Annotated in this window: 16 protein-coding genes; 8 read left to right on the top strand and 8 right to left on the bottom strand. The window is 65.7% G+C overall.

Annotated features, from left to right (window positions below; all coding sequences use genetic code 11):
• Nucleotides 1-53: 53 nt before the first annotated feature.
• Both G4G00_RS08910 and G4G00_RS08905 read left to right on the top strand, forming a co-directional pair.
• A complete protein-coding gene (locus tag G4G00_RS08910; protein ID WP_108753870.1) occupies nucleotides 54-911 on the top strand; it encodes a hypothetical protein in 858 nt (285 codons plus the stop codon).
• 377 nt (nucleotides 912-1288) lie between these two features.
• Complete coding sequence (locus G4G00_RS08905; protein WP_164272721.1) at nucleotides 1289-4276, top strand: TonB-dependent receptor; 2988 nt, start codon at nucleotides 1289-1291, stop codon at nucleotides 4274-4276.
• A gap of 162 nt (nucleotides 4277-4438) precedes the next feature.
• On the opposite strand, the gene G4G00_RS08900 is transcribed toward G4G00_RS08905, so the two are convergent.
• Nucleotides 4439-5041, bottom strand: coding sequence for a TetR/AcrR family transcriptional regulator (locus G4G00_RS08900; RefSeq protein ID WP_108762668.1), 603 nt, complete (start codon nucleotides 5039-5041; stop codon nucleotides 4439-4441).
• A gap of 140 nt (nucleotides 5042-5181) precedes the next feature.
• Here G4G00_RS08900 and G4G00_RS08895 point away from each other — a divergent pair, with 140 nt between their 5' ends.
• Nucleotides 5182-6099: an alpha/beta hydrolase gene (locus G4G00_RS08895; protein ID WP_108753872.1), complete on the top strand. Its 918-nt coding sequence runs from the start codon at nucleotides 5182-5184 to the stop codon at nucleotides 6097-6099.
• Entirely contained in the window at nucleotides 6096-8573 is a 2478-nt protein-coding gene (locus tag G4G00_RS08890; RefSeq protein ID WP_164272718.1) for an acyl-CoA dehydrogenase, read from the top strand. Before G4G00_RS08895 ends, G4G00_RS08890 begins: the two co-directional genes overlap by 4 nt.
• Nucleotides 8574-8706: 133 nt before the next feature.
• On the opposite strand, the gene G4G00_RS08885 is transcribed toward G4G00_RS08890, so the two are convergent.
• Nucleotides 8707-9063, bottom strand: coding sequence for a DUF1304 domain-containing protein (locus G4G00_RS08885; protein ID WP_108753874.1), 357 nt, complete (start codon nucleotides 9061-9063; stop codon nucleotides 8707-8709).
• 78 nt (nucleotides 9064-9141) lie between these two features.
• The gene (locus G4G00_RS08880) at nucleotides 9142-10470 is read right to left on the bottom strand and encodes an MFS transporter (RefSeq protein ID WP_164272715.1); all 1329 of its coding nucleotides are present in this window, start codon (nucleotides 10468-10470) and stop codon (nucleotides 9142-9144) included.
• A gap of 284 nt (nucleotides 10471-10754) precedes the next feature.
• Here G4G00_RS08880 and G4G00_RS08875 point away from each other — a divergent pair, with 284 nt between their 5' ends.
• The gene (locus G4G00_RS08875; protein WP_108762671.1) at nucleotides 10755-12143 is read left to right on the top strand and encodes a serine hydrolase domain-containing protein; all 1389 of its coding nucleotides are present in this window, start codon (nucleotides 10755-10757) and stop codon (nucleotides 12141-12143) included.
• 311 nt (nucleotides 12144-12454) lie between these two features.
• Here G4G00_RS08875 and G4G00_RS08870 read toward each other — a convergent pair whose 3' ends face one another.
• From G4G00_RS08870 to G4G00_RS08850, 5 genes are all read right to left on the bottom strand, one after another.
• A complete protein-coding gene (locus G4G00_RS08870) occupies nucleotides 12455-13249 on the bottom strand; it encodes a histone (RefSeq protein WP_240336104.1) in 795 nt (264 codons plus the stop codon).
• A gap of 505 nt (nucleotides 13250-13754) precedes the next feature.
• Nucleotides 13755-14150, bottom strand: a complete 396-nt coding sequence (gcvH, locus tag G4G00_RS08865) for a glycine cleavage system protein GcvH (RefSeq protein WP_108753877.1) — start codon at nucleotides 14148-14150, stop codon at nucleotides 13755-13757.
• A gap of 93 nt (nucleotides 14151-14243) precedes the next feature.
• Nucleotides 14244-15356, bottom strand: coding sequence for a glycine cleavage system aminomethyltransferase GcvT (gcvT, locus tag G4G00_RS08860; RefSeq protein WP_108753878.1), 1113 nt, complete (start codon nucleotides 15354-15356; stop codon nucleotides 14244-14246).
• 639 nt (nucleotides 15357-15995) lie between these two features.
• Complete coding sequence (locus tag G4G00_RS08855; protein ID WP_108753879.1) at nucleotides 15996-16739, bottom strand: FadR/GntR family transcriptional regulator; 744 nt, start codon at nucleotides 16737-16739, stop codon at nucleotides 15996-15998.
• Nucleotides 16740-16840: 101 nt separating this feature from the next.
• On the bottom strand, nucleotides 16841-19726 hold the full coding sequence (locus G4G00_RS08850; protein ID WP_164272712.1) for a TonB-dependent receptor: 2886 nt from the start codon (nucleotides 19724-19726) through the stop codon (nucleotides 16841-16843).
• A gap of 313 nt (nucleotides 19727-20039) precedes the next feature.
• Between G4G00_RS08850 and G4G00_RS08845 the strand changes: the two genes are divergently transcribed.
• From G4G00_RS08845 to G4G00_RS08835, 3 genes are read left to right on the top strand one after another with little or no spacing between them, the layout of a single operon-like run.
• On the top strand, nucleotides 20040-21407 hold the full coding sequence (locus tag G4G00_RS08845; protein ID WP_240336103.1) for a polysaccharide lyase 6 family protein: 1368 nt from the start codon (nucleotides 20040-20042) through the stop codon (nucleotides 21405-21407).
• Nucleotides 21404-23632 carry an oligoalginate lyase gene (locus G4G00_RS08840; RefSeq protein WP_164272707.1) on the top strand — a complete coding sequence of 743 codons (2229 nt, stop codon included), beginning with the start codon at nucleotides 21404-21406 and terminating at the stop codon, nucleotides 23630-23632. Before G4G00_RS08845 ends, G4G00_RS08840 begins: the two co-directional genes overlap by 4 nt.
• Nucleotides 23629-24933 carry an MFS transporter gene (locus G4G00_RS08835; RefSeq protein WP_108753883.1) on the top strand — a complete coding sequence of 435 codons (1305 nt, stop codon included), beginning with the start codon at nucleotides 23629-23631 and terminating at the stop codon, nucleotides 24931-24933. The genes G4G00_RS08840 and G4G00_RS08835 overlap by 4 nt, the downstream gene beginning before the upstream one ends.
• Nucleotides 24934-24964: the final 31 nt, after the last annotated feature.

Genomic DNA, 24964 nt, shown 5'->3' with positions numbered 1-24964 from the left:
AGTTCCCGCCCCAGCGGGAACTTTCGTCGTCCGCCCCTGTCTGAACTGGTCCGATGCGTACCTTCCTGCGTCTACCGCTGGCCCTGCTGATCGCCCTTGGCGCGATCACGGGCGCGCATGCGCAGAGCAAGGACACCCGCACCGTCATTCCGGTGTGGAACAAGGGCAGCGGCAAGGTCGAAGCCCTGCTGTACCTGGAGCCCACCGGCGAACAGGCCGCGGGCGCACGCTGGCACTTCGGCCGCAACTCGCTGGATGCCGCGTTCGGTCTGTCCTCGGGCGACTCGCTGGGCCTGCTGTGCAACAGCAGCAGTGGTACCAGCATCAGCGGTCTGGCCAGCCATTGCATGCTGGCCAGCCTGGGCGATGAAGATGACGCGATCGGTGCCAACAACCGCCGCTTCACCGGTACCGCCGCACTCAACCGGGGCAGCAACCGCCTGGGCATCACCGCCGGTACCGGTCGTGAAACCCTGCCGGCGTGGCTGGCCTCGCCGAACAAGACCCCTGCCCTGCGCGCCGAGCAGAACGATCTGACGGTGTTCGCCCAGCGCAACATCGGCCGCGAGGGCTTCGTCTCCATTGCCGGCACCTACGCCAAGGCCCGCCTGGTGCCGCTGGCCGACGCCGCACCGGCCATCGTCGACCGCTGGGACAGCAAGAGCCTGAGCTTGGGCGCCGGTTACGGCAATTTCAGCGGCAGCATCATCGGCCGCGTGGTCGATGTGCCCGGCAAGCCGGGCAAATGGGAAGGCCTGGGCATCGGCCTGACCTGGCGCACCCCGTGGTCGGGCCAGCTGACCGTCGGCGCGGAAAACGTCATCAGCCGCGGCAAGAATCCGTTCTCCCCGCGCAACGAAAGCAACGACGACGGCACCGTGCCGTACGTGCGCTACGAACAGGATCTCTGATTCCACTCCTGGCCGGTAATCCGGCCATGTCACGACAAGGGCGCCTCGGGGCGCCCTTTTCTGTTTCCGCGCGCATCGTGTCGCGCCTCTGCCGGGCACAGCGGTTACACAACGACACGTCGCGACATGCATCAATTGAAACTTTTTACGCACCCACCGCCTGTCATAAACCGCCAGCGGTTGCGCAGTTAAACTCCAACCCATTGAAATAAAAAGACTTTCCTTGAATTCCGAGGAAAGTGAGACATGAATTAACACACCTTTAATTTTCCAACGAGGCTCGTTACTATCGGTTCAGCCTTGCGTTTTTGGGGCCCCTATTGGGTCCCGTCGCCAGGCACTACCCCAGCCAAGATTTCCTTGGAGAGAGAGAGCCAATGAATTTCAAGTCCAACAAGCTGCGCGATGCCGTTGTCATCGCGCTGGTCGCCGGTGCCTCCACCGCGACCGCCCATGCGCAGGAAGCCACCACCAGCGGCGCCACCAACCTGGATCGCATCCAGGTCACCGGTTCGCGCATCCGCTCGGTCGACGTCGAAACCGCCCAGCCGATCTTCACCGTGTCCTCCGAGGACATCAAGAAGTCGGGTCTGGTCAGCGTCGGCGACATCCTGCAGAACCTGTCGGTTGCCGGTACGCAGAACTTCAGCAAGGCCGCCGTGCTGACCTCCAACCCGGAACAGGGTGGCCAGTACGTCAACCTGTACAACCTCAACGAAAACCGCACCCTGGTGCTGGTCAACGGCAAGCGCTGGACCACCAGCCTGGCCGGTTACACCGACCTGTCGACCATCCCGAGCGCGCTGATCGAGCGCATCGAAGTGCTGAAGGACGGCGCTTCGGCCATCTACGGCTCCGACGCCGTGGCCGGTGTGGTCAACATCATCATGCGTTCGAACTTCGAAGGCGCTGAGTTCTCCGGCCTGATCGGCCAGAACGGCCGCGGCGATGGCCAGAAGCAGTCGTACTCGTTCACCGCCGGCACCACCGGTGAGAACAGCTCGATCATCTTCGGCGCCAGCTACACCAAGGAAGATCCGGTGTGGGCCAAGGACCGCGAGCTGACCCGCTACACCTACGGTCCGCGCCACATCGGTGCCGGCCTGAGCGCCACCGGTCCGTGGGGTCGCTTCACCGATCCGCGCGCCGCCGGTACCCCGGGTGCGGGCAACTACCTGGACGAAGACGGCAACATCGTCTCCGCTGCCGACGGCGACTGGTCGCCGAACATGTACGTGCTGAACCACACCGGCACCTACGACGGCGTGGGCGTTGGCGCGGCTTCCAACAGCCTGGGCAACTACCACGTTGGCGTCACCGCCAATGACCGCTTCAATTCCAGCCAGCAGATGATGCTGCAGCAGGAATCGGAAACGAAGTCGATCTTCACCTCGGTGTCCTACGACTTCAATCCGAACATCAGCTTCAAGTCGACTGTGATGTACTCCGAGCGTGACTCGGTCCGCCAGGTTGCCGGCTACCCGCTGAGCGCCGCTGCACAGCCGACCTACCCGGTGTCGATCAGCGCCGACAGCTACTACAACCCGTTCGGCAACCAGGCCAATCCGGGTGCCGGCCTGGCCCTGGACAACTGGTTCCGCCGCACGATTGAAATCCCGCGTATTTCGCAGAACAACGTGAAGTCGTACCACTTCGACGGCGCGCTGGAAGGTGCCTTCGACTTCGGCGACCACGGCTGGAACTGGGACGTGGGCATGAACTACAACAAGTTCGATGTCACCCAGATCGGCACCGGCAACGTCAACCTGCTGGCACTGGAAAAGGCCCTGGGCCCGTCGTTCCTGAACTCGCAGGGCGTCGTGCAGTGCGGTACCGCTGCCAACCCGATCGCGCTGGGCACCAGCCTGGCCGCTGGCCAGTGCACCCCGTTCAACATCCTGGGCGGCCCGTCGGCCTCCACTGCTGATGCCCTGCAGTACATCAACACCATCAGCCAGGCCACCCAGCAGAGCGTCAGCAAGCAGTACTTCGCCAACATCACCGGCGGCCTGTTCAACATGCCGGGCGACGCGGGCGAGTTTGCCTTCGCGGCCGGTATCGAACACCGCACCGTTGATGGCTACGACTATCCGGACCAGCTGTCCGCTGCCGGCTACACCACCGATCTGGCTGCCGGCGCAACCCGCGGCAAGTACAAGACCGACGAAGTGTACCTGGAGCTGATGATTCCGGTGCTGAAGGACGTGCCGGGTGCGAAGGAGCTGTCGTTCGACATCGCCAGCCGCTACTCCGATTACGACCGCTTCGGCGACACCACCAACAGCAAGTTCAGCCTGACCTGGAAGCCGGTTGAAGACCTGCTGGTCCGCGCGACCTACGGCAAGGGCTTCCGCGCCCCGACCCTGGACGACACCTTCGGTGGCGGCTCGCAGACCTTCGACTACTTCACCGATCCGTGCGATGCCCTGCTGGGTATCCGTACCGGCAACGCCACGGCCGCGGCACGCTGCAACGCCGAAGGCCTGGGCGCCAACTTCCGCCAGCAGGACAGCGCCGGCGCACCGGTCGGTGCCCGCGAAAGCCAGAGCATCGCGCCGTTCCAGGCCGGTGTGGGTAACGCCGAGCTGGAACCGGAATACAGCAAGACCCGTACCGTGGGCTTCGTGTTCAGCCCGCGCTGGGTGCAGGGCCTGGACTTCTCGCTGGACTGGTACAAGATCACCATCAACAACGTGATCACCGCCGTGTCGGCCACCTACGTCCTGCAGCAGTGCTACAACGGTGTGGACTCGTTCTGTAACTACACCCGCGACGCTGCATCGGGCCAGGTCGTGGCACTGAGCCGCGGTAACGCCAACCTGGGTGTGCTGGAAACCGAAGGCTACAACTTCGGTGCCAACTACCGCCTGCCGGAAATGAGCATCGGCCAGTTCTCGGTGCACCTGGACGCCAACTACCTGTCGGCCTACCGCTCCAAGAGCGATTCCACTGCCGATTGGGACAACTACGCCGGCTACTGGAACTTCCCGCGCGTGCGCGGCACCCTGGGCGTGAACTGGGCCAAGGGTGACCTGTCGGCGCAGTGGAACCTGCGCTACTACGGCGGCTACCGTGACTTCTGCTTCGACGGTTCGGCCGAAGAGTGCAACGACCCGACCTACCTGACCCCGAACGGCGGCTGGGGCGGCGGTGAAGGCGCCAACAAGAAGGGCTCGATCTCGTACCAGGACGTGTCGGTCAGCTGGGCGGCGCCGTGGAACGGCACCGTCACCGTCGGCGCGCGCAACATCTGGAACAAGACCCCGCCGCAGAGCTACTCGCAGACCAACAACAGCTCCGGTTCGATCGACCCGATGCTGGACTTCGACCGCTACGTGTTCATGCAGTACACCCAGCGCTTCTGATCGAGGCCTGTTCGTAGCGTAAAACACCAGGACGGGGCCCTTCGGGGCCCCGTTTCTGTTTCTGCGCCTCTTCGCTTCCGTTTTGCGCACGAACGCCCGCGCAATGAAAAAGGCCGCAGCAGTGCTGCGGCCTTTCGGCGTTGCGTTCGTCGCCGGTGCTGATCAACCGTTCGGAATCAACGTCTCGATCAGGTGTTCGACATAGGCTTCGAAATCTTCGCGTGCCTGCTTGGGCTGCTGCAGCTGCAACGACAACTGCAGGAAACCGACATAGGCCGCATACGCCAGGCGCGCACGGTGGCGGGCATCGGTGGAACTCAGTCCTGCCTGGCGGAACGAGGCGATCAGATAGTCCAGCCGACGCTGCGAAACGCGGTCGATCACCGGTCGCACCATCGGGTGGTCCAGTGCCTTCAGCAGCTCGCTGTAGATGATGTGCGGCTGCACTTCATGGGCCACCATCTGGAACAGCTGGCGCAGGCGTGCACGCGGATCGGGCACGTCTTCCAGGCTGCCGAACACCTGTTCCTGCTCGAACAGTTCCCAGCGTTCCAGCGCGGCCTGCAGCAGCGCATCGCGCGAGGGGAAGTGCCAGTAGAAACTGCCCTTGGTGACACCCAGGCGGCGGGCCAGCGGCTCCACCGCGACGGCGCCCACCCCTTGTTCAGCAATCAGGTCGAGGGCGGCCTGGGCCCAGTCTTCGGCACTCAGGCGGCTGTTGCGGCCGGCGCGCGGTTCGCCGGCGGAAGTGTCAGGTTGATTCATGGGCTGATTTAACCATACGCCGGGGTTCGTTGCAGTATGCCGTTGCGCTGGAAACCGTCATGACCCTTGCGGCGCGGCTTCCGCAGCGCACCATACCGGGCAGTATTGACTTCCTCCACGGCCCATCCATACTATCAAGTATGGTTACCCCTGCTGCTGCCGCTGTATTCACCGATCTGCGCCTGGAAGCGGCCCATGGCGCGCACCTGGCTGCCACGGCCAACCAGGCCGGGCGACGCGGACACGTGCTGTTCGCGCACGGCTTCGGCCAGACCCGGCACGCCTGGAATGCCACCGCCCGCGCCCTGTCGGCCGCCGGCCTGCAGACCCTGGCCTACGATGCGCGCGGCCATGGCGATTCGGACTGGAATGCGGCCGATCTGCCCTACCACGGCGAGCAGTTTGCCGATGACCTGATCGTGCTGGCCGGTGAACAACCGCGACCGCCGGTGCTGGTGGCCGCCTCCATGGGCGGCCTGTTCGGCCTGCTGGCCGAAGCGCGCTGGCCGGGCCTGTTCTCGGCCATGGTGCTGGTGGACATCACCCCGCGCTGGGACACCGCCGGGGTGGAACGCATCCTGGCCTTCATGACCGCCCACCCCGAGGGCTTCACTTCGCTGGCGCACGCTGCCGATGTGATTTCCGCCTACCTGCCGCACCGCCCGCGCAAATCCGAAGCGTCCCTGCAGGCACTGCTGCGCGAGGATGGCCACGGCCGCTGGCGCTGGCACTGGGACCCGCGCCTGGTGGCCGAGCTGGCCCGCGACAGCGAACAGCACCAGGGCGCACTGGCCGAGGCCGCGCGCCAGGTGAAGTGCCCGCTGCTGCTGGTCAGTGGCGGCCGCAGCGACCTGGTCACGCCGCAGACCGTGGCCGAATTCCTGGCATTGGCGCCGCACGCGCGCCACGTACAGTTGCCGCAGGCCACGCACATGGTCGCCGGTGATGACAACGACGCCTTTACCGCTACTGTGTTGGACTATCTGGACGTGTTGCCCGCAGCGGATGCTGCGGCTTCGTCCGCCACAAACGAGCACGTCACCGGAGCACGCTCATGAGCATCGTTCTTCCCTTCCTCGCCCTGCTGCTGGCAGGCGCGTTCGTCGCCTACCACCGCATGCGGCTGGTTACCTGGACGCTGATCAGCGTGGCCCTGCTGGCCATCTGCTGGTTCGTGCCCTACGTGAACCAGACCGCCACGATCGTGGCCGCCGCCGTGCTGGCCGTGATTGCCGTGCCGCTGCTGCTGCCGTTCATCCGCAAGCCGCTGCTGACCGGCCCGATGATGAAGGTGTTCCGCAAGGTGCTGCCGCCGCTGTCGCAGACCGAGCGCATCGCGCTGGAAACCGGTTCGGTCGGTTTCGAGGGCGAGCTGTTCACCGGTGATCCGGACTGGAACATCCTGCTGAACTACCCCAAGCCGCAGCTGACCGCCGAAGAACAGGCCTTCCTGGATGGCCCGGTGGAAGAGCTGTGCACCATGGTCAACGACTGGGAAATCACCCATGTCCACGCCGACCTGCCGCCGGAACTGTGGGCCTTCATCAAGAAGAACAAGTTCTTCGGCATGATCATTCCGAAGGAATACGGCGGCCTGGGCTTCTCCGCGCTGGCCCACCACAAGGTGATCCAGAAGCTGGCCTCGGTGTCTTCGGTGGTCAGCTCCACCGTGGGCGTGCCGAACTCGCTGGGCCCGGGTGAACTGCTGGTGCACTACGGCACCCAGGAACAGAAGGACCAGTACCTGCCGCGTCTGGCCGATGGCCGCGAAGTGCCCTGCTTCGGCCTGACCGGTCCGTTCGCCGGCTCCGACGCCACCTCGATTCCCGACTACGGCATCGTCTGCAAGGGCGAGTGGAACGGCGAGCAGGTGCTGGGCGTCAAGCTGACCTTCGACAAGCGCTACATCACCCTGGCCCCGGTCGCTTCGCTGATCGGCCTGGCCTTCCGCATGTACGACCCGGACGGCCTGATCGGCAACACCCGCGATATCGGCATCACCCTGGGCCTGCTGCCGCGCGACACCGCCGGCGTTGAAATCGGCCGTCGCCACTTCCCGCTGAACTCGACCTTCCAGAACGGTCCGATCAAGGGCAAGGACGTGTTCATTCCGCTCACCCAGTTGATTGGTGGTGCGGCCATGGCCGGCAAGGGCTGGAACATGCTCAACGAGTGCCTGGCCGTGGGCCGCTCGATCACCCTGCCCTCCACCGCCAGCGGCGGTGCCAAGGCCGGTGCAGCGGTCACCGGCGCGTATGCCCGCATCCGCAAGCAGTTCGGGCTGTCGGTCGGCCGCTTCGAAGGCGTGGAAGAAGCGCTGGCCCGCATCGGCGGCAAGGCCTACAAGATCAGTGCGCTGTCGCAGGCTACTGCAGCGGCGGTGGACCGCGGCGACGTGCCGTCGGTGCCGTCGGCCATCGCCAAGTACCACTGCACCAACATGAGCCGCGAAGTGATCTCGGACATGATGGACGTGATCGGCGGCAAGGGCATCATCCTGGGGCCGCGCAACTTCGCCGGCCGCAGCTGGCAGGCCGCGCCGATCGCGATCACCGTGGAAGGCGCCAACATCATGACCCGCAGCCTGCTGATCTTCGGCCAGGGTGCGATCCTCTGCCACCCGTGGGTGCTGAAGGAAATGAAGGCCGCGCAGGATCCGGACACCCGCGCCGGTCTGCAGGACTTCGACCGCAGCCTGTTCGGCCACATCCGCTACGGCATTTCCAATGCGGTGCGTTCGTTCTGGTTCGGCCTGACCGGCGCGCGCTTCGGTGCCGCCCCGGGCGACGCCTACACCCGCCGCTACTTCCGCAAGCTGGACCGTTACTCGGCCAACCTGGCGCTGATGGCCGACATCTCGATGATGACCCTCGGCGGCAAGCTGAAGTTCAAGGAATCGCTGTCCGGCCGCCTGGGCGACGTGCTAAGCCATGTCTACATGACCAGCGCCATGCTCAAGCGTTACCACGACGAAGGCGCACCGCAGGCCGACCAGCCGCTGCTGGCCTGGGCCTTCCATGACAGCGTGCACAAGATTGAAGAGTCGCTGTCGGCGGCCCTGCGCAACTTCCCGATCCGTCCGATCGGCTGGCTGATGTGGGCGCTGATCTTCCCGTTGGGCCGTCGTGCCGAAGCCCCGGGCGATCGCCTGAGCCGCCGCGTGGCCGCCCTGCTGATGGCCCCCAACGAAGCCCGCGACCGCCTGGCCAGTGGCGTGTTCCTGACCCCGTGCGAGAACAACCCGGGCGGCCGCATCAACAGCTACCTGAGCAAGGCGATCATGGCCGAGCCGGTGGAGCGCAAGTTCCTGAAGGCACTGAAGAGCAAGGGCATCGAGGCGCTGGACTTCAAGGCGCAGCTGGACGAGGCCGTGGCCGAAGGCGTGATCACCCAGGACGAGCGCAGCCTGCTGGAAGAACTGCGTACGCTGACCCTGGACACCATCACCGTGGACGACTTCGACACCCACGAACTGCGTGCAGCCAGCTACTACGACCGCCAGCACAAGGACCCGCATTCGCAGGCAGCATGATCGCCTGGAAGACGCGGACATGAAAACGGCGGGCCTCGGCCCGCCGTTTTTTTGTGCACCGCCCACGTAGAGTCGAGCTTGCTCGACTGGGGTGCCCGAAAAGCAGTCGAGCAAGCTCGACTCTACCAAGCGATCACGCCGGCACGAACCACCATGCCACGGCAGCCAGCACCGCCGGCACTGCCTGGATGAAGAAGATCCGCTTGTTCACGCTCCAGGCGCCGTAGCAGCCGGCCACGATCACGCAGCCCAGCGAGAAATTCACCAGCATCGGCAGGTGATCGAACAGGCCCCAGAACAGCCCCGCAGCCAGGAAGCCGTTGTACAGCCCCTGGTTGGCCGCCAGCACGCGGGTGATCTCGGCCTTTTCCGGCGTGTTGCGGAACGTCTTCAGGCCCAGCGGACGGGTCCACAGGAACATTTCCAGGACCAGGAAGTAAACGTGCAGCAGGGCGACCAGCAGGGTCAGGGCGAGTGCGATCCAGTACATGGGCGGTTCCTTGGATGGATGGATGGGGTGATGGGGTCAGAGCCCTCTCCGCAGGAGAGGGATCCGACCCCGCGCGGCTCAGCGGTCGCGCGGCAGCTTCTTCTCTTCGCGCAGCACGCCGAACGCGGCGGCGGTCATGCAGGCCGCTGCCAGGATGCCGCCCACGAATACCACGTGCGAACCGAACAGCGACAGCGCCTTGTGCACCCAGGTGAAGCTGAGGTCGGCGCCGCGGTAGACCACGGTGTCGATGGCCGCGCCGGCCTTGTAGCGCCACTGGCGGTCCACGCGGGTGTAGATCGTCTCGCGCGCGGGCTTGAACAGCGAGAATTCGCTGGCGCGGGTCATCACCTGCACCACCGCCACCATCATCGGCAGTGGCGAGGCGGCCAGCACCGAGAACCCGATCAGGATGGCGAATGCGGGAACCAGCAGCGCCGGCGCAATACCGTGGCGTGACAGCAGCCAGCGGGTCAGGCTGAGCTGCAGCAGCAGGGTCAGCGCGTTGACCGCCAGGTCGATGCGCGAGAAGAACGCCGTGCTGGCCGCCGGATCGGTGAAGGCGGCGCGCACGATGCTGGCCTGCTGGTTGTACAGCAGGGTGCCCACGCCCACGCCGAACACCACCAGCACCGCCAGCCAGCGCAGCAGCGGTTCGCGCGCGATCAACTTCAGGCCATCCAGCACGCTGCCGCCCATCGGCTGCTCACCCGACACCAGCTGCTGTTCGCGCTCACGCAGCACCGCCCAGTGGCGCAGCCGCCAGATGCAGAACAGGCAGACCACCAGGAACCCGGCCGACACCAGCATCAGGTTGGCGATGCCCACCCGCTGGGCCAGCGCACTGGTGATGATCGGGCCCAGGAACGCGCCCACGGTGCCGGCCGCGCCGATGTAGCCGTACCAGCCGCGCGCCTGGGCGTTGGTGAACACATCGGCCATGAAGCTCCAGAACACCGCCACCGCGAACAGGTTGAACACCATCACCCACAGGAAGAAGGCCATGCCCCGCCCCGGCACGCCGCTGTCGAACAGCGCGTAGAAGCCCAGCAGGGTGACGATAAAGAAGCCATACACCACCGGCAGGAACACCCGGCGCGGGAAACGGCTGACCAGCCAGCCGTAGACCGGCTGCAGCACCAGCATGATCAGGAACACGCAGGTGAACAGGAACTGCAGGACGAAGTCCTTCAGGGCGATGCCATGGCTGGCGAACCAGCTGATCAGCAGCGGCGGGAACACCGTTTCCAGATCGGCCGAGGCGGCCATCGCCTCGCGCACCGGGCGCAGCACGTAATAGCCACTGAGCAGGCAGAAGAAGTACAGGAACGACCACCACAGCGCCGGCGATTCGCGCAGGGCCGCGAACAGCCCACGCAGGGCACCGCTGTTGCCTGCCGCGCTCACGCGGTTCCCCTCGCCTGCGAACGGCGGTTGGACAGCAGCATGGCAGGCTCCGGGGGCGATGAAGCGCGTACGTTAGCCAATGCACTGCAACATCGCCAGCCGGGTGCTGCAGGGCCGGCAGAACCGAGCGTTGCAGCCGCCCTGCCGAGACCCGTCGCAGCGCGCGGAACAAGCGTCAAAAATCCAACTTTTTCAACAAGATGCGCATTCATCTTCGCTTTGTTTGTGCATAGGCGAAAAGCGGCGCTAGAATCGACTCCAGCAGTCGCGCACGGGTCTCCTCGATGAAAAAGAACAGCCTGCGTCGTCCGATCCGATCGGCGACCACTGGTTTGCTGGGCATGCTCATGCCCGTTGCCTTGTCCACCACCGCGCAGACGCCGCCGCCGCTGCCGCCGCTGCCGGCCAACATCGAATCCCACAGCGTGGCCCACACCCAGCCGGCCGCCTACCGCACCGGGCTGGTGCCGCAGGTGCAGTTGCCGGCAGCCGGGTTCAACGTGGCCAACATCGAATCGATGGCGCAGCAGCTGACCTATGGCGAGCGCGTGCCGGGCATGGCCGTGGCCATCGTGCAGGGCGGCCGGGTCATCAGCGCGCGCGGTTACGGCGTGACCGATGTCAACAACCCGCTGCCGGTCGATGCCCACACCGTGTTCCGCCTGGCGTCGCTGTCCAAGGCGTTCGCCGGCACCATGGCCGGCCTGCTGGTGAACGATGGCACGCTGCGCTGGGACAGCAAGGTGACCGACTACGTGCCCGGCTTCCGGCTCAATTCGCCCGAAGCCACCGACCGCCTGACCGTGGCTGACGTGCTGAGCCACCGCGTGGGCCTGCCCTACAACGCTTACGACCGCGACATCGAAGGCAACGCCGAGTACTACACGCTGACCCAGAAGCTGGCCAACACCAGCCTGAAGTGCCTGCCAGGTGACTGCTACGCGTACCAGAACGTGGCCTTCAGCCTGATCGGGGATGTGGTCTATGCCGCGTCGGGCAGCTTCTATGAACAGTCCGTGGAACGGCGCATCTTCAAGCCGCTGGGCATGAACGATGCCAGCATGGGCCTGGCCGGCATCCAGGCCAGCTCGCGCTGGGCGCGTCCGCACGTGCGCAGCCGCAACGGCTGGGTGTCGCTGACCCCGAAGCCGACCTACTACCGCGTCGCCCCGGCGGCAGGCGTGAACGCCAGCGCCAGCGACATGGCGCAGTGGCTGCTGGCCCACACCGGGCACCGCCCCGACGTACTGCCGGCCCCGCTGCTGGCCACCCTGCATTCGAGCCTGATCAACACCCCGGGCGAGATGCGTTCGGGCTGGCGCCGCGAGCGCCTGCATTCGGCCGGCTACGCGCTGGGCTGGCGCACGTTCGATTACGCCGGCCACGACGTGGTGTTCCATGCTGGCGCCGTGCAGGGCTACCGCGGCCTGGTGGCGCTGGTGCCCGAACGCGACCTGGGCATTGCGATCATGTGGAACGGCGAAAGCAGCCTGCCCAGCGGCCTGCTGCCGACCGTGCTCGATTCGGCCCTGGGCCTGCCCGCACAGCGCTGGCTGGACGTGGATACCGACTTCGGCAGCGACAGCCTGATGGCCGACGGTGCTGCGCCGGCGCAGGACAAGCGCAAGGGCAAGGGTGCTTCGAGCAACCGCGCGGTGGCCTCGCCGCGCTGAGCCGGCACACGCCGGTGAACCTGGAAAGGGCGGCCTGCGGGTCGCCCTTTTTGCTTTCGTAGAGTCGAGCTTGCTCGACTGCTCTGGCTTCGTAGAGTCGAGCTTGCTCGACTGACCAGCCAAGCAGTCGAGCAAGCTCGACTCTACAAAGGCGGTGGGGCAGTCGAGCATGGCTCGACTCTACAAGGGCGGTGAAGCAGTCGAGCAAGCTCGACTCTACAAGGGCGAGGCAGTGGGCGCGGGCATAAAAAAACCCCTTCCCTGCTGGGCAACAGGGAAGGGGTTTCAGGGTACGGCGATCGGGATGGAACTTAGATCAGCGGTGCCGGGGTGGCCGGCAGAGCAACCGGAGCGGCCTTCTTCTTGCGAGCGGCCGGCTTGCGCTTGGCAACCTTCTTCGCTGCCTTCTTCGGGGCAGCCTTCTTGGTGGCCTTCTTCGCGGTCTTCTTTACGGCCTTCTTGGCAGTCTTCTTGACGGCCTTCTTCACTGCCTTCTTGGCGACCTTCTTGGCCGGCTTGCGGGCGGTGGTCTTCTTGGCGGCCTTCTTGGCAGTCTTCTTCACTGCCTTCTTGGCGACCTTCTTGACGGCCTTCTTCGCGGTCTTCTTTGCCGGCTTCTTGGCTACCTTCTTCGCCGCCTTCTTCACTGCCTTCTTCGCAGTGGTCTTCTTGGCGACCTTCTTGGCGACCTTCTTGGCGACCTTCTTCACCGCCTTCTTTGCCGTTGCCTTCTTCGCGACCTTCTTCACTGCCTTCTTGGCAGCGGCCTTCTTCGCGACCTTCTTCACCGCTTTCTTGGCGGCGGGCTTCTTTTTCGCAGCTTTCTTGGTTGCCATGGGATGGCTCCTCGTCAGTGATAGGGAGTTGAAACGCCCAGGTGGATCAAACCCGCCGATGCTGCGTGCGGGGACCGCCGGCGCGTCAGGCGCGCCGTTACGGATGCGGCAATGTCGGCCCCGGTCGGCGGGACGGACATCGGAAAGGAAAGTGCCGTGCGTTTCTCCGGGAGAAGCAGGGCCCTGTCCACCGTCTTGAGGATCGCGGTGGTCTTGGAGGGATTGCTTCGCATCGGACGATTGATTCGGCGCACTCGGTTGGGCAGGCAAGGTCTGCTGAGGCGAAACCTAATCACGGTTTTTTTTACTGTCAACAACCCCCGCGAAAAATTTTCACATCGCGGCGCCTTGGCGGCGCGCCCGCTGCGGGCCCGGCAGCACCCGCCGCGTGCCTGCTGGAGCGGTGCAACGCAGCGCGACGGCGTACGCGGCAAGCCGCACCTTGAATAAAAAACACTTGAAATAAGCACTCTGCGTTGATAGGCAGTGGCTGGCGCAGCATGCACGTGCGATCGGCGTGGCTACCGCACGATAGCGGAAGCCGCTCTCCAAACGGACCCGCAACGGGGGCAAAAACTTTTCACATCCGGGCGCGGTTCCGCGGGTGCCGAAACACGGATTTGCGCAAAACTGCGCAAGCCCGAACGCATCGTTCGCGCGCAGCGATGGCCGCCACGCGCACCCGGCACACGCACCTTCAGTCCTGGCCGACGCGGGTGCAGAAACGAAAACGGCCACCCGAAGGTGGCCGCTGGTGTTCGCCGGAAACCAGGACTCAGTGGTCCTCGTCTTCCAGTGCTTCGGCGTAGGCGTCCGGATCCAGCAGCTCGTTGAGCTCTTCGGCGTTGGACAGCTCGACCACGAACATCCAGCCTTCGCCGTAGGCATCTTCGTTGATGGTTTCCGGCTTGTCGGCCAGCGCCGCGTTGACCTCGACCACCTTGCCGCTGATCGGGCTGTAGACGTCCGAAGCCGCCTTCACCGATTCGACCACGGCGATCTGCTCGCCGGCCTTGGCGTCGGCGCCGACGTCGGGCAGTTCGACATAGACCAGGTCACCCAGCAGGCCCTGGGCGTGGTCGGAAATACCAACGGTAACGCGGCCATTGCCTTCGACGCGGGCCCACTCGTGGGACTTGAGGAACTTGAGGTCGCCGGGGATCTCGCTCATGGAACTGCTCCAGGAATACAGGGGTGTGGAAAGAACGGGGCTAGTGTAACCAACCGGCCGCCACTGCTGTCAGTGACGACCGGCACGTTCGCATCACGCGTCGGCAAGCACGCCCGGTTGGGCCTGGCCTTCGCGCACGAACGGGAACTTGACCACGCGCACCGGTACCTGGCGGCCGCGGATGTCCACGGTCACCTGGCCCAGTTCGCCTGCCGGCACGCGGGCAAACGCGATGCCCTTGGCCAGGCTGGGCGAGAAGGTGCCGGACAGGATCTCGCCCTGGCCGCTGGCGGTGGTGACCGCCTGGCCGTGCCGCAGCACGCCCTTCTCGTCCATCACCAGGCCGATCATCTGGCGCGCGGTGCCGGCGGCCTTCTGCGCCTCCAGCACATCGCGGCCGATGAAGTCGCGGCCTTCGTCCAGCGACACGGTCCAGGCCAGCGCGGCTTCATACGGGCTGATCTCCTCGTCCATGTCCTGGCCGTAGAGGTTCATGCCGGCTTCCAGACGCAGCGTGTCACGCGCGCCCAGGCCAGCCGGCTTCACGCCGGCGTCGATCAGGCGGTTCCAGAACGCGACCACCGCGTCCTGCGGCAGCAGGATCTCGAAGCCGTCCTCGCCGGTGTAACCGGTACGGGCAACGAACAGGTCAACGCCGTCGTCGGCCTTGACCTGCAGGGCGGCGAAACGGGTGAGCTTGGCCAGCGCCTCGCGGTCGGCGCCGCCGACCAGGCCAGCGACGCTGTCGCGGGCCTGCGGGCCCTGCACGGCCAGGATGGCCAGGTCCGGGCGCTGCTCCACGCTCACGCCGAACGGTGCGGCCTGTTCGCGCAGCCAGGCCAGATCCTTTTCGCGGGTGGAGGCGTTGACCACCATGCGGAAGAAGTCGTCGGCCAGGTAGTAGACGATCAGGTCGTCAATGACGCCGCCACGGGCATTGAGCATGCACGAGTACAGGGCCTTGCCCGGCACCTTCAGCTTGTCGATGGAGTTGGCCAGCAGGCGGCGCAGGAACGGCTTGACCTGCTCGCCGCGCAGGTCGACCACGGTCATGTGGCTGACGTCGAACACGCCGGCTTGGCGGCGCACCAGGTGGTGTTCGTCCAGCTGCGAGCCGTAGTGGATGGGCATGTCCCAACCCCCGAAATCGACCATCTTGGCGCCGAGGGCGCGGTGGGTATCGTTGAGCAGCGTCTTCTGGGTCATGACCGGGTCCGGCAGCAGAGGAAACAAGAACGCGCATTATCCCAGATCGGTCGGCGGCAGGCGTGCCGCAGCGCAGCGGGGGTGGTGTGTGTGTTGGGCCGGCCTGCGGCCGGCGGCGCTTTCTACATGCCAGAGCGCAGAGCCAAAGCCAGAGCCAGAACACTTCGGCTCTGGGATGTCTTGGCTTGGGCGGGGCGGTGCGGGGTGGCGGGACACGCCGTAAAACCCATCCATGGGGGCTCGTAGGCGCCATCCATGGCGCCTGCGGTCCCGCCACCCCACACCGCCCCACCCTTCCGGGTTCACCGGTGACGGACGGCAAAGGCAAGGGCAAGAGCGGAATGGGATGTCGATATATATATGGAGAGGGGTCGGAGCCCTTTCCTGCGGAAAGGGCTCCGACCCCGGGGAGCTGGCTTTTGCTTTTCGCTCTTTATCTTTCTTCCGTGGGCTGGACGCGCACGGAAACTGTCGGGGGTCGGGCGGGTTGGGTTCGCGGGGGTGTCCGCGGCATGGATGCCGCGGCCAAGCCTCCACGGATGGATTTACGGCGTCCCCCGCGAACCCAACCCGCCCGACCCAATTCGCAGAAAACAAGCGGCCACCCCACGAGGGGCTGCGCCGTTGGCTGGAAACCCCTCAGATGCGGGTGGTGGCCAGGAACCGTTCGCGGTCCTGCTGGGTGCGGCGGCGGATTTCTTCCAGGGCCTGGCTTTCGGTCGCTGCCAGCATCGCCTCGAACAGACGCTGGAAGTGATGACGCATGGCATTGCGCGCGGCCACCGGATCGCGGCTGCGCAGTGCTTCGAAAATGGCCATGTGTTCGTCGGCACGGCTGGCGCCGTCGTCATGGCAGACCCGCGCGTAGACCTCGGTCACCCGCGGCAGCTCGCTGCGCATGCGCCAGATCTGCTGCACGAAATATTCGACCACCGGATTGCCGGACAGCCGCGCGATGGTCAGGTGGAAACGGCGATCGAAGTCGCCCGCCTCGGCATCGGTCAGGTCGCGCCGGCACAGGGCTTCGGCCAGGACCTGCAGTTCGGCGATGCCCGCTTCATCAATGTTGCCGGCCGCCAGCGCCGCCGCTTCGGCCTCGAACACGGCACGGGCAGCGGTAAGGTCGAAGGCACTGACATCGGGCAGGCCGCCGCTGGCCTGCGCCGGTCGCGGCTTCACGTAAACGCCCGAACCGATGCGGATGGCGATCCAGCCCTGCGCTTCCAGGGCGATCTCGGCTTCGCGGATGGTCACCCGGCTGACGCCGAAACGCTCGGCCAGCTCACGCTCGCCCGGCAGGCGCGAACCCGGCGGGAATTCACCGCCCTCGATCAACGAGCGGAGTTTGGCGGCGATGGTCTGGTAGAGACGGTTGGCGGACATGCGGCTGACCCTTGGCGGTTCCCTCCGGGCCCGTCCCGGGCCACCGTGCGCGGTGCGGTCCGGTTGGAGCGACGGCGCGACCTGTGGCCGCGCCGCCCTGTTCAGAACTTGTATCGTACACCGAAATACGCGCGTCGCCCGTAGCTCACCACTTCACGGAAGTTGCCGTAAAGCGGCTGGTAGGCCACGCGCGGTTCGTTGGTCAGGTTCATCAGCTCCAACGACAGCGACAGCTGTTTGCTGACCCGGTAACGCATGCGCAGGTCCACGCTGGTGTTGTCATCGTAGTAGCGGTTCTGCTGCGCGGTGTTGCCGGTGAAATCCTGGTAGTAGTGCGAGCGGAACTTGCCGATGGCCTGGATGTTGAAACGGCCGACGTCCCAGTAGATCGAGCCGGACAGCACGTGGCGCGAGAAACCGCTCAGCCCGGCCGGCGGCACGATGGCGGGAATGATGCTGCCATCGGCGGCTACCTGCTCGCCCAACCGCGAATCCTGGGTCTGGTAATCGGCATCGGCGTAGTTGTAGCTGACCTTGAACCCCAGCCCGTCGAACGGCTTGGGCAGATAGGACAGGCGGTGGGTGGCGGTCAGCTCGAAGCCGGTCAGCGTGCTGTCCTCATCGGTGGTGACCTGCTGGCGCACCGGTACGGTCACCGTCTGCCCGTTGAGGGTGTACGTTTCCGGCACCAGCGCGGTGGCGGTGCCGCCGTTGAACTGCTTCCAGTACACCGCACCGGCCAGCATCGTGTCCGGGTTCGGGTACCACTCCAGCGACAGATCGCCGTTCCAGGACATCAACGGCTGCGCGGCCGGGTTGCCGCTGGCACTGATGTCATCCAGCGCGTCGGCCAGGTCGCTGTAGGTGGCATCGCTGCTGACATTGATGGTGCGCCCTGCCCCCAGCGCGGCGATATCCGGACGCGACATCGCCCGGTAGGCGCCCACCCGCAGCAGCAGGTCCGGCTGCAGTTCGAAGGCGGCATTCAGGCTGGGCAGCAGCTTGTCATTGCCGGCCTTGAACACCTGGGTGGTGTAGTTGCCGGTGGGCTGCAGGCGAAGGGTGCCATCACCGTTGCCCAGCACCACAAGATCGGTGCGCACGCCTTCGGAACGCACATCGGTCTTCACCCAGCGCAGGCCGACGTTGCCGCTGACCGGCAGGCCCAGCAGGGTGCTGCTGAATTCGCCCATCAGGTACAGCGCGCGGGTCTTTTCAGTGACATCGACGTTGTTGGGATCCTGGAAATCCGGATCCAGGCCGCTGGCCAGGCTGCCACGGAACGACTGGTACAGGCAGTCCGGGTCGAAGTACGCCCAGGACGAGATCGTGTTGCCGCTGGAGGCGTCCATGAAGTCGTCCTGCGGGAACGGCGCACGGCACGCCTGGTTCGCCGCGATGATCTTCGCCTTGTCGGCGGCCACGCGCGGGTCGTAGTCGGTCACCAGGGTGTTGTCACGCAGGCGGTAGTCGGCCTGGCTGGCGCGCAGCCCGCCCTTGATGCGGGTGAAGAAGCCCGACTCGGGCGTGAAGCTGGTATCGAAGCGGCCGGCCTTGATCTTGTGATCGTTCTCGGTGGCGCTGGAGGTCACCCGCGCCGCGCCCGAATACGCATCCCAGTTGTTCACATCGAAATTGGGCGCCAGCGCGATGCTGGGCACCTCGCCGTGCCAATCCCAGTCGTAGTCCACGTAGCCGGTGGCACCGCTGCTGATGCCGGGCACCACGGCGTTGTTGACGTCGCGCTGGTTGGCGCGCAGGCGGGTCATGCGCTCGCTGTCCAGGCGGTTGGTGTGCGAGTAGGAAAGATCGGTGGTCAGTTCCCAGGCGGGGCTGGGGCGCAGGATCAGGTTCAGGCCGCCACCGGTGTACTCCTCGCCGCGCCAGTAGCGGTTGGACGTGGAATCGATGGAGGTGCTGCCGTGCAGGTGGCGCACGATGCCGTTCTCGTCCACCTCGCGCTGGGTGATGCCGCGGCGGGCGTTGGACAGGCTCAGGTCGCTGCGGTTTTCATACCAGTTGCGGTCGGTATGCTCGAAGTCCACGTTCAGCTCGACCACATCGTTGGGCCGCCACTGGATCGCGGCGAACTCGCTCTGGCGGTCGTTGCGTTCCTGTTTCAAGCGATAGATGCGGCTGCTGGGCACCAGGTAGTACGGCGCCCCGTTGGCGATGGCCTGCGCGCTTACTTCGTTGCAGTTGGCGTTGGCCACGTTCTGCGCGCCGTTGCAGGCGTACCAGGTGGAGCCACTGGTGATGCTTTCTTCCGGATCGGTGCCGTCCAGCCGCTGGAAACCCAGCGAGATGCCCAGCTTCTGGCCATCGCCGAACTCGAACTGATCGATGTAGCTGGCGGTGCCGCGGTAGCCGATGCCATCGTCGTCGCGGTACTTCTTGTCATACTCGGCCCAGCTGCCGCGCAGGTCGATCTGCGCCGCACGCTTGCCGTATTCCAGCGGACGCACGGTTTCCAGGCCGATGGTGCCGGCCACGCCGCCCTCGATGATGTCCGCACGCTGGGTCTTGTAGATGGCCACCGTGTTGACCAGCTCGGCCGGGAACATGTTGAAGTTCACCGAACGATCGCCGCTGCCGTTGGTGATCTCGCGACCGTTGAAATTGGTGCTGCTGAGGAACGCGCCGAGGCCGCGGATGGAAATTTCAGAAGCGCCGGTCTTGTCACGGGTGGACGCGGCGCCGGTCAGGGTTTCGATGGCGTCGGCCAACGACGGTGCCGGCAGGTCGCCGATGTCATCGGCCGACAGCACATCGGCAATGACCGTGTCGTCGCGCTTCTTGTTGATCGAACTCTGCATGGATTCGCGGATGCCGGTGACCTGCACCTGGTCCAGCGTGGTCGCGTTCTGGTCCTGCGCGGCCGACTGCGCCTGTACGGTAGGCACGGCCGCCAGCGCTGCCAGCAGTGCCACGATCAGTGGCGTGGGGCACAACGAGGTGTTGCGTACTGCTCCGGCGGTTCGCCGCATGGTCTCCTCCTCCCAAAGGATCGCCTGGATGGCAGGCGTGGGACGCAGCTTCGGCACGCCGATGGCAAGTTGTCAACCAATTGGACTGGGTTTTTCTTAATACCTTTGTTTCATACCAATTCACGGCCAACTTATGTGCTGATGCAGCATGACTTTGCGCGAAAGCTGGCTTACAAAAGACCCCGAAGTGGTATACATACCCGCCCCGAAACGACACTCACACTGTCCCTGGAAGGTTCGCATGCGCCTCTTATCGCTACCGCACCGCCGTTCCAAACCATTTTCGGTTTCCTGCCTGACCACTGGACTGGCAATGTGCCTGTCCACTTTTTCGGCGCAGGCCGCCAGCTGGCTGGTGCACGACGCCGCCGAGTTCACCACCGCGGCTGCCGCCCTGCAGCCCGGTGATGAAATCGTGCTGGCCGATGGCACCTGGACCGACACCCGATTGCTGCTGAAGGGACAGGGCACGGCGGCGGCGCCGATCGTGCTGCGCGCGCAGACCCCGGGCAAGGTGATCCTGAGCGGTCGCTCTGATCTTCGCCTGGCGGGCAGCTACCTGCAGGTGTCCAACCTGGTGTTCCGCGATGGCTACACCCCCGGCGATTCGGTAGTGGCCTTCCGCGAATCGAGCAAGGCCGTGGCCACCCACAGCCGGGTAACCGGGCTGGTGATCGACGATTACAGCAACCCCGATGCCAGCGACCAGGACTACTGGGTTTCGTTGTACGGCAGCCACAACCGCCTGGACCACAGCCAGCTGCGCGGCAAGACCAACGCCGGCCCGACCGTGGTGGTGGTGCGCGATGCCACCCAGGGCCTGGACAACCAGCACCGCATCGACCACACCTGGTTCGGGCCGCGCCCGGCGCTGGGCGTGAACGGCGGCGAGACGATACGCGTGGGCACCAGCGATACCTCGCTGAGCGATTCCAACAGCACCATCGAGAACAACTGGTTCGAAGGCTGCGACGGCGAAACCGAGATCATCAGCAACAAGTCCGGTGGCAATACCTATCGCGGCAACGTGTTCTACCGTTCGGCCGGTGCGCTCACCCTGCGCCATGGCAACGGCAACCGCGTGCTGGACAACGTGTTCCTGGGCGATGACAAGGCCGGCACCGGCGGCGTGCGCGTGATCAACGCCGACCAGACCGTCAGCAACAACTACTTCGAGCGCCTGGCCGGTTCCAGCAACCGCGCCGCGCTGGCGGTGATGGACGCCCAGGCCAGCCCGCCGCTGTCCGGCTACGCGCCGGTAGTGAACGCCACGATCAGCCGCAACACCTTCGTGGATGTGGCCAAAATCAGCTTCGGCGTCGGCCACGATCCGGCCAAGGGCCTGGACGTGGCCGCCAGCAACAGCCGCTTCAGCGCCAACCTGATCGTCAACCGCAACAGCAGGAACCCGCCCACCGCCGCCAGTTCGCTGGCGGGCATCACCTTCGCCGGCAACCTGCAGTCACCGCAGGCCAGCACGGTGTTTCCCGGCGGGGTGGCCAGCGCCACCGTCACCCTGCAACAGGCCGCCAGCGGCCTGTGGGTGCCCAGCCCTGCCCTGCCGGCCGTGGGTGCCGAGGCGGCATTGACGATGACCGCGCGCGAAGCAACCGGGGTGGACTGGTACCCCAAGGTGGGCGAGGTTGCCCTGTCACGCACCAACACCGGAGTTGATCGATGAGGTTGCAGCCGCTGTTCGTTTCCCTGGCCCTGGCCCTGCCCGCTGCCGTGTTGCCAGCCCTGCCGCTGCACGCGGCACCTGCGCCCGCCGCACGCCAAGCCGACACCACACCGGTGCTGGTGACCGCTGCGCAGTGGCAGAAGATGGCCAGCGAAGGCAGCCGCTACCCCTGGTTCGCCAAGGAGCAGGCGCGTGCGGAAAAGTCGCTGAAGAAGATGATGAAGGCCGGCATCGACGTGCCGGTACCGAAGGACAAGGGCGGCGGCCGCACCCACGAACAGCACAAGCGCAATTACCAGGCACTGCTGGCGGCCGGCACGCTGTACCGGCTGACCGGTGACAAGGCCTATGTCGACTACGCGCGCGACATGCTGCTGCAGTACGCCAAGCTCTACCCCACCCTGGGCCCGCACCCCGAAGGCCGCGGGCAGATTCCCGGCCGCGTGTTCTGGCAGGTGCTGAACGATTCGGTGTGGCTGGTGAACGCGATCCAGGGCTACGACGCGATCCGCGATGCGCTGCCCGCCGCCGACCGCCAGACCATCGAATCACAGGTGTTCCGGCCGATGGCCGAATTCCTGGTGAGCGAGCCGAAGAACTACGACCAGATCCACAACCATGCGACCTGGGCGGTCGCGGCCACCGGCATGACCGGCTATGTGCTGCGTGACCAGGAACTGGTGGAAAAATCGCTGCGTGGCAGCCAGAAGAATGACCAGTTCGGCTTCCTGCGCCAGGTCGACCTGCTGTTCTCGCCCGATGGCTATTACGAAGAAGGCCCGTACTACCAGCGCTATGCGCTGGCGCCGTTCCTGCTGTTCGCCAATGCCATCGAGCGCAACGAACCGCAGCGGAAGATCTTCCAGCGCCGCGATGGCGTGCTGCTGAAGGCGGTGGATGTGCTGGTGCAGACCAGCTATGACGGCCTGTTCTTCCCGATCAACGATGCGATCCTGGACAAGGGCATCGACACCGAGGAACTGGTGGCCGGCATCGGCATTGCCTATGCGCGCAGCGGCGATGATCGCCTGTTGTCGGTAGCGCAGAAACAGAAACGGCTGCTGCTTTCACCCGAGGGCCTGCAGGTGGCGCAGGCATTGGCGGCCAACAAGGCCAAACCCTTCGACTTCCGGCCCATGCTGCTGCGCGATGGTCCGGCCGGCGACCGCGGTGGCCTGGCGATCCTGCGCATGAACGGTGAACGCGGCCAGGCGCTGGTGCAGAAAGACACCATGCAGGGCATGGGCCATGGGCATTTCGACAAGCTCAACTGGCTGTTCTATGACAACGGCAACCCGGTGGTGACCGACTACGGCGCGGCCCGCTTCCTGAACGTGGAAGCCAAGCGCGGCGGCATCTACCTGGCCGAGAACCGCAGCTGGGCCAAGCAGACCGTGGCCCACAACACCCTGGTGGTGAACGAGACCAGCCACTTCAAGGGCGACTGGAAGCGCGGCGAAGAACATGCGCCGCAGGTGCGCTTCTTCCAGGCCGACGCCGATACCCAGATTGCCTCGGCCAGCATGCGCGATGCCTACCCCGGCGTGGTGTTCACCCGCACCCAGGCACTGCTGCGCCACCCCGAACTGGGCCTGCCGGTAGTGCTGGACCTGCTGCAGGTACACGGCGACAAGGCCGCGCGCTACGACCTGCCGCTGCACTTCAACGGCCACATCGTCACCACCGGCTTCGAGGCCGAGCATTTCCCGGCGCAGCGGCCGGTACTGGGCAGCGACAACGGCTACCAGCACCTGTGGCTGGATGCGCGCAGCAAAGCTGGCAGCGAACCGCGCACGCTGGCCTGGCTGCTGGATGGGCGCTTCTACACCTATCGCTTCGGCAGCAGTGCGCCTGCACAGGCGCTGCTGGTGCAAAGCGGCGCCAACGATCCGGAATTCAACCTGCGCCGCGAACCGGCCCTGCTGCAACGCGTGGAAGGGCAGAAGGATGTGACCTTCTATAGCGTGCTGGAGCCGCATGGCGAGTACAACGGCACCGCCGAGTACGTGCACGGTGCCGACAGTCGCATCAAGGAGATCGTGCGCGGCCGTGGCAGCGATGCCGAGGTGATTGAACTGCGCCTGGCCAGCGGTGCGCGCATCGCCCTGGGCGTGGCCGACGACAGCACCGCCAAGGGCGAGCACAGCGTGACCGTCGACGGCCACGCCTACCGCTGGAGCGGCAGCCACGCGCGCATGGACCGCAGCAAGGGTGACGCGCGATGAATGGCCCGGCGGTGGTGTCCAGCCTGCGCAAGGTGCCGGTGCGGTCAGCCGTGCGCTGGCTGATCGTCGGCCTGATTGCGGTGGCCACGGTGATCAACTACATCGACCGCAACGCACTGGCGGTGATGTGGCCGGAGATCGCCAAGGAAGTGGGCGCAACCAAGGATGATTACGCGCTGCTGGTAACGGTGTTCATGCTGTTCTACGCGGCCGGCCAGTTCCTGTTCGGCCGCCTGTTCGACATGATCGGTACGCGGCTGGGCTTTGCCCTGTCGATCAGCGTGTGGTCGATCTCCATCGCCCTGCATGCGGTCACCCATTCGATCCTGTCCTTCAGCCTGGTGCGCGCGATGCTGGGCATCAGCGAGGCCGGTGCATGGCCGGGCGCGGTGAAGGCCAATGCGGAATGGTTCCCGGCGCGCGAACGGGCGCTGGCGCAGGGCGTGTTCAATGCCGGTGCGTCGGTAGGCGCGATTGTCTCTGCGCCAGCCATTGCCGGCCTGTACCTGTGGCTGGGCTGGCGCGGCACCTTCGTGCTGGTTGGTGCCATCGGCTTCCTGTGGCTGCTGCCGTGGCTGTTCGTCTACCGCGCCGGCCCGGACAAGCACCCGTGGGTGAGCGACGCCGAGCGCCGATTGATCCAGGAAGACCAGGCCGGGCAGCAGGCAGTGGCCGCGCCGAAGGTGAGCGTGCGTGCGCTGCTTGCCCATCGGCAGAGCTGGGGCATGCTGGCCTGCCGCTTCCTGCTGGACCCGATCTGGTGGCTGTTCGTTTCGTGGCTGCCGATCTACCTGGCCGAAACGTTCGGCTTTGACATCAAGCAGATCGGCCTGTTCGCCTGGGTGCCCTTCGTCGGCGCCATGCTGGGCAGCCTGAGCGGTGGCTGGTTGTCGGGCCGGCTGATCCGCGCCGGGCACAGCGTGGACCGCGCGCGCAAGCTGTCCATCTCGCTGGGCTGCGTGATCATGGCCCCGGCCCTGCTGGGCGCAGTGCTGGCCAACCAGCCGCTGCTGGCGGTGCTGGCCATTGCCGCGGTGCTGTTCGGCTTTCAGGTGGCAATCGGCAACATCCAGACCCTGCCGGGCGATCTGTTCGACGGTCGTTCGGTGGGCACCCTGGCCGGCCTGGGTGGACTGGCCGCCGTGGCCGGCACCCTGATCACCACCTGGCTGGTGCCGGTGCTGACCCGCCATTCCTACGCGCCCATTTTCATTCTTGTCGCCGCCCTGGTGCCGCTGTCGCTGGCCGCGCTGTGGTGGTGGACCGGCCCGATCCACAAGCTCGACCGCCCCGGCCGTTGAGCCCACGTTTTTCATTCCCCCACAAACCAAG

Origin of the sequence: Stenotrophomonas sp. B1-1, from assembly GCF_010894375.1 — a bacterium.
Taxonomy (GTDB): domain Bacteria; phylum Pseudomonadota; class Gammaproteobacteria; order Xanthomonadales; family Xanthomonadaceae; genus Stenotrophomonas.
This window is presented reverse-complemented; position numbering and strand designations above follow the sequence as displayed.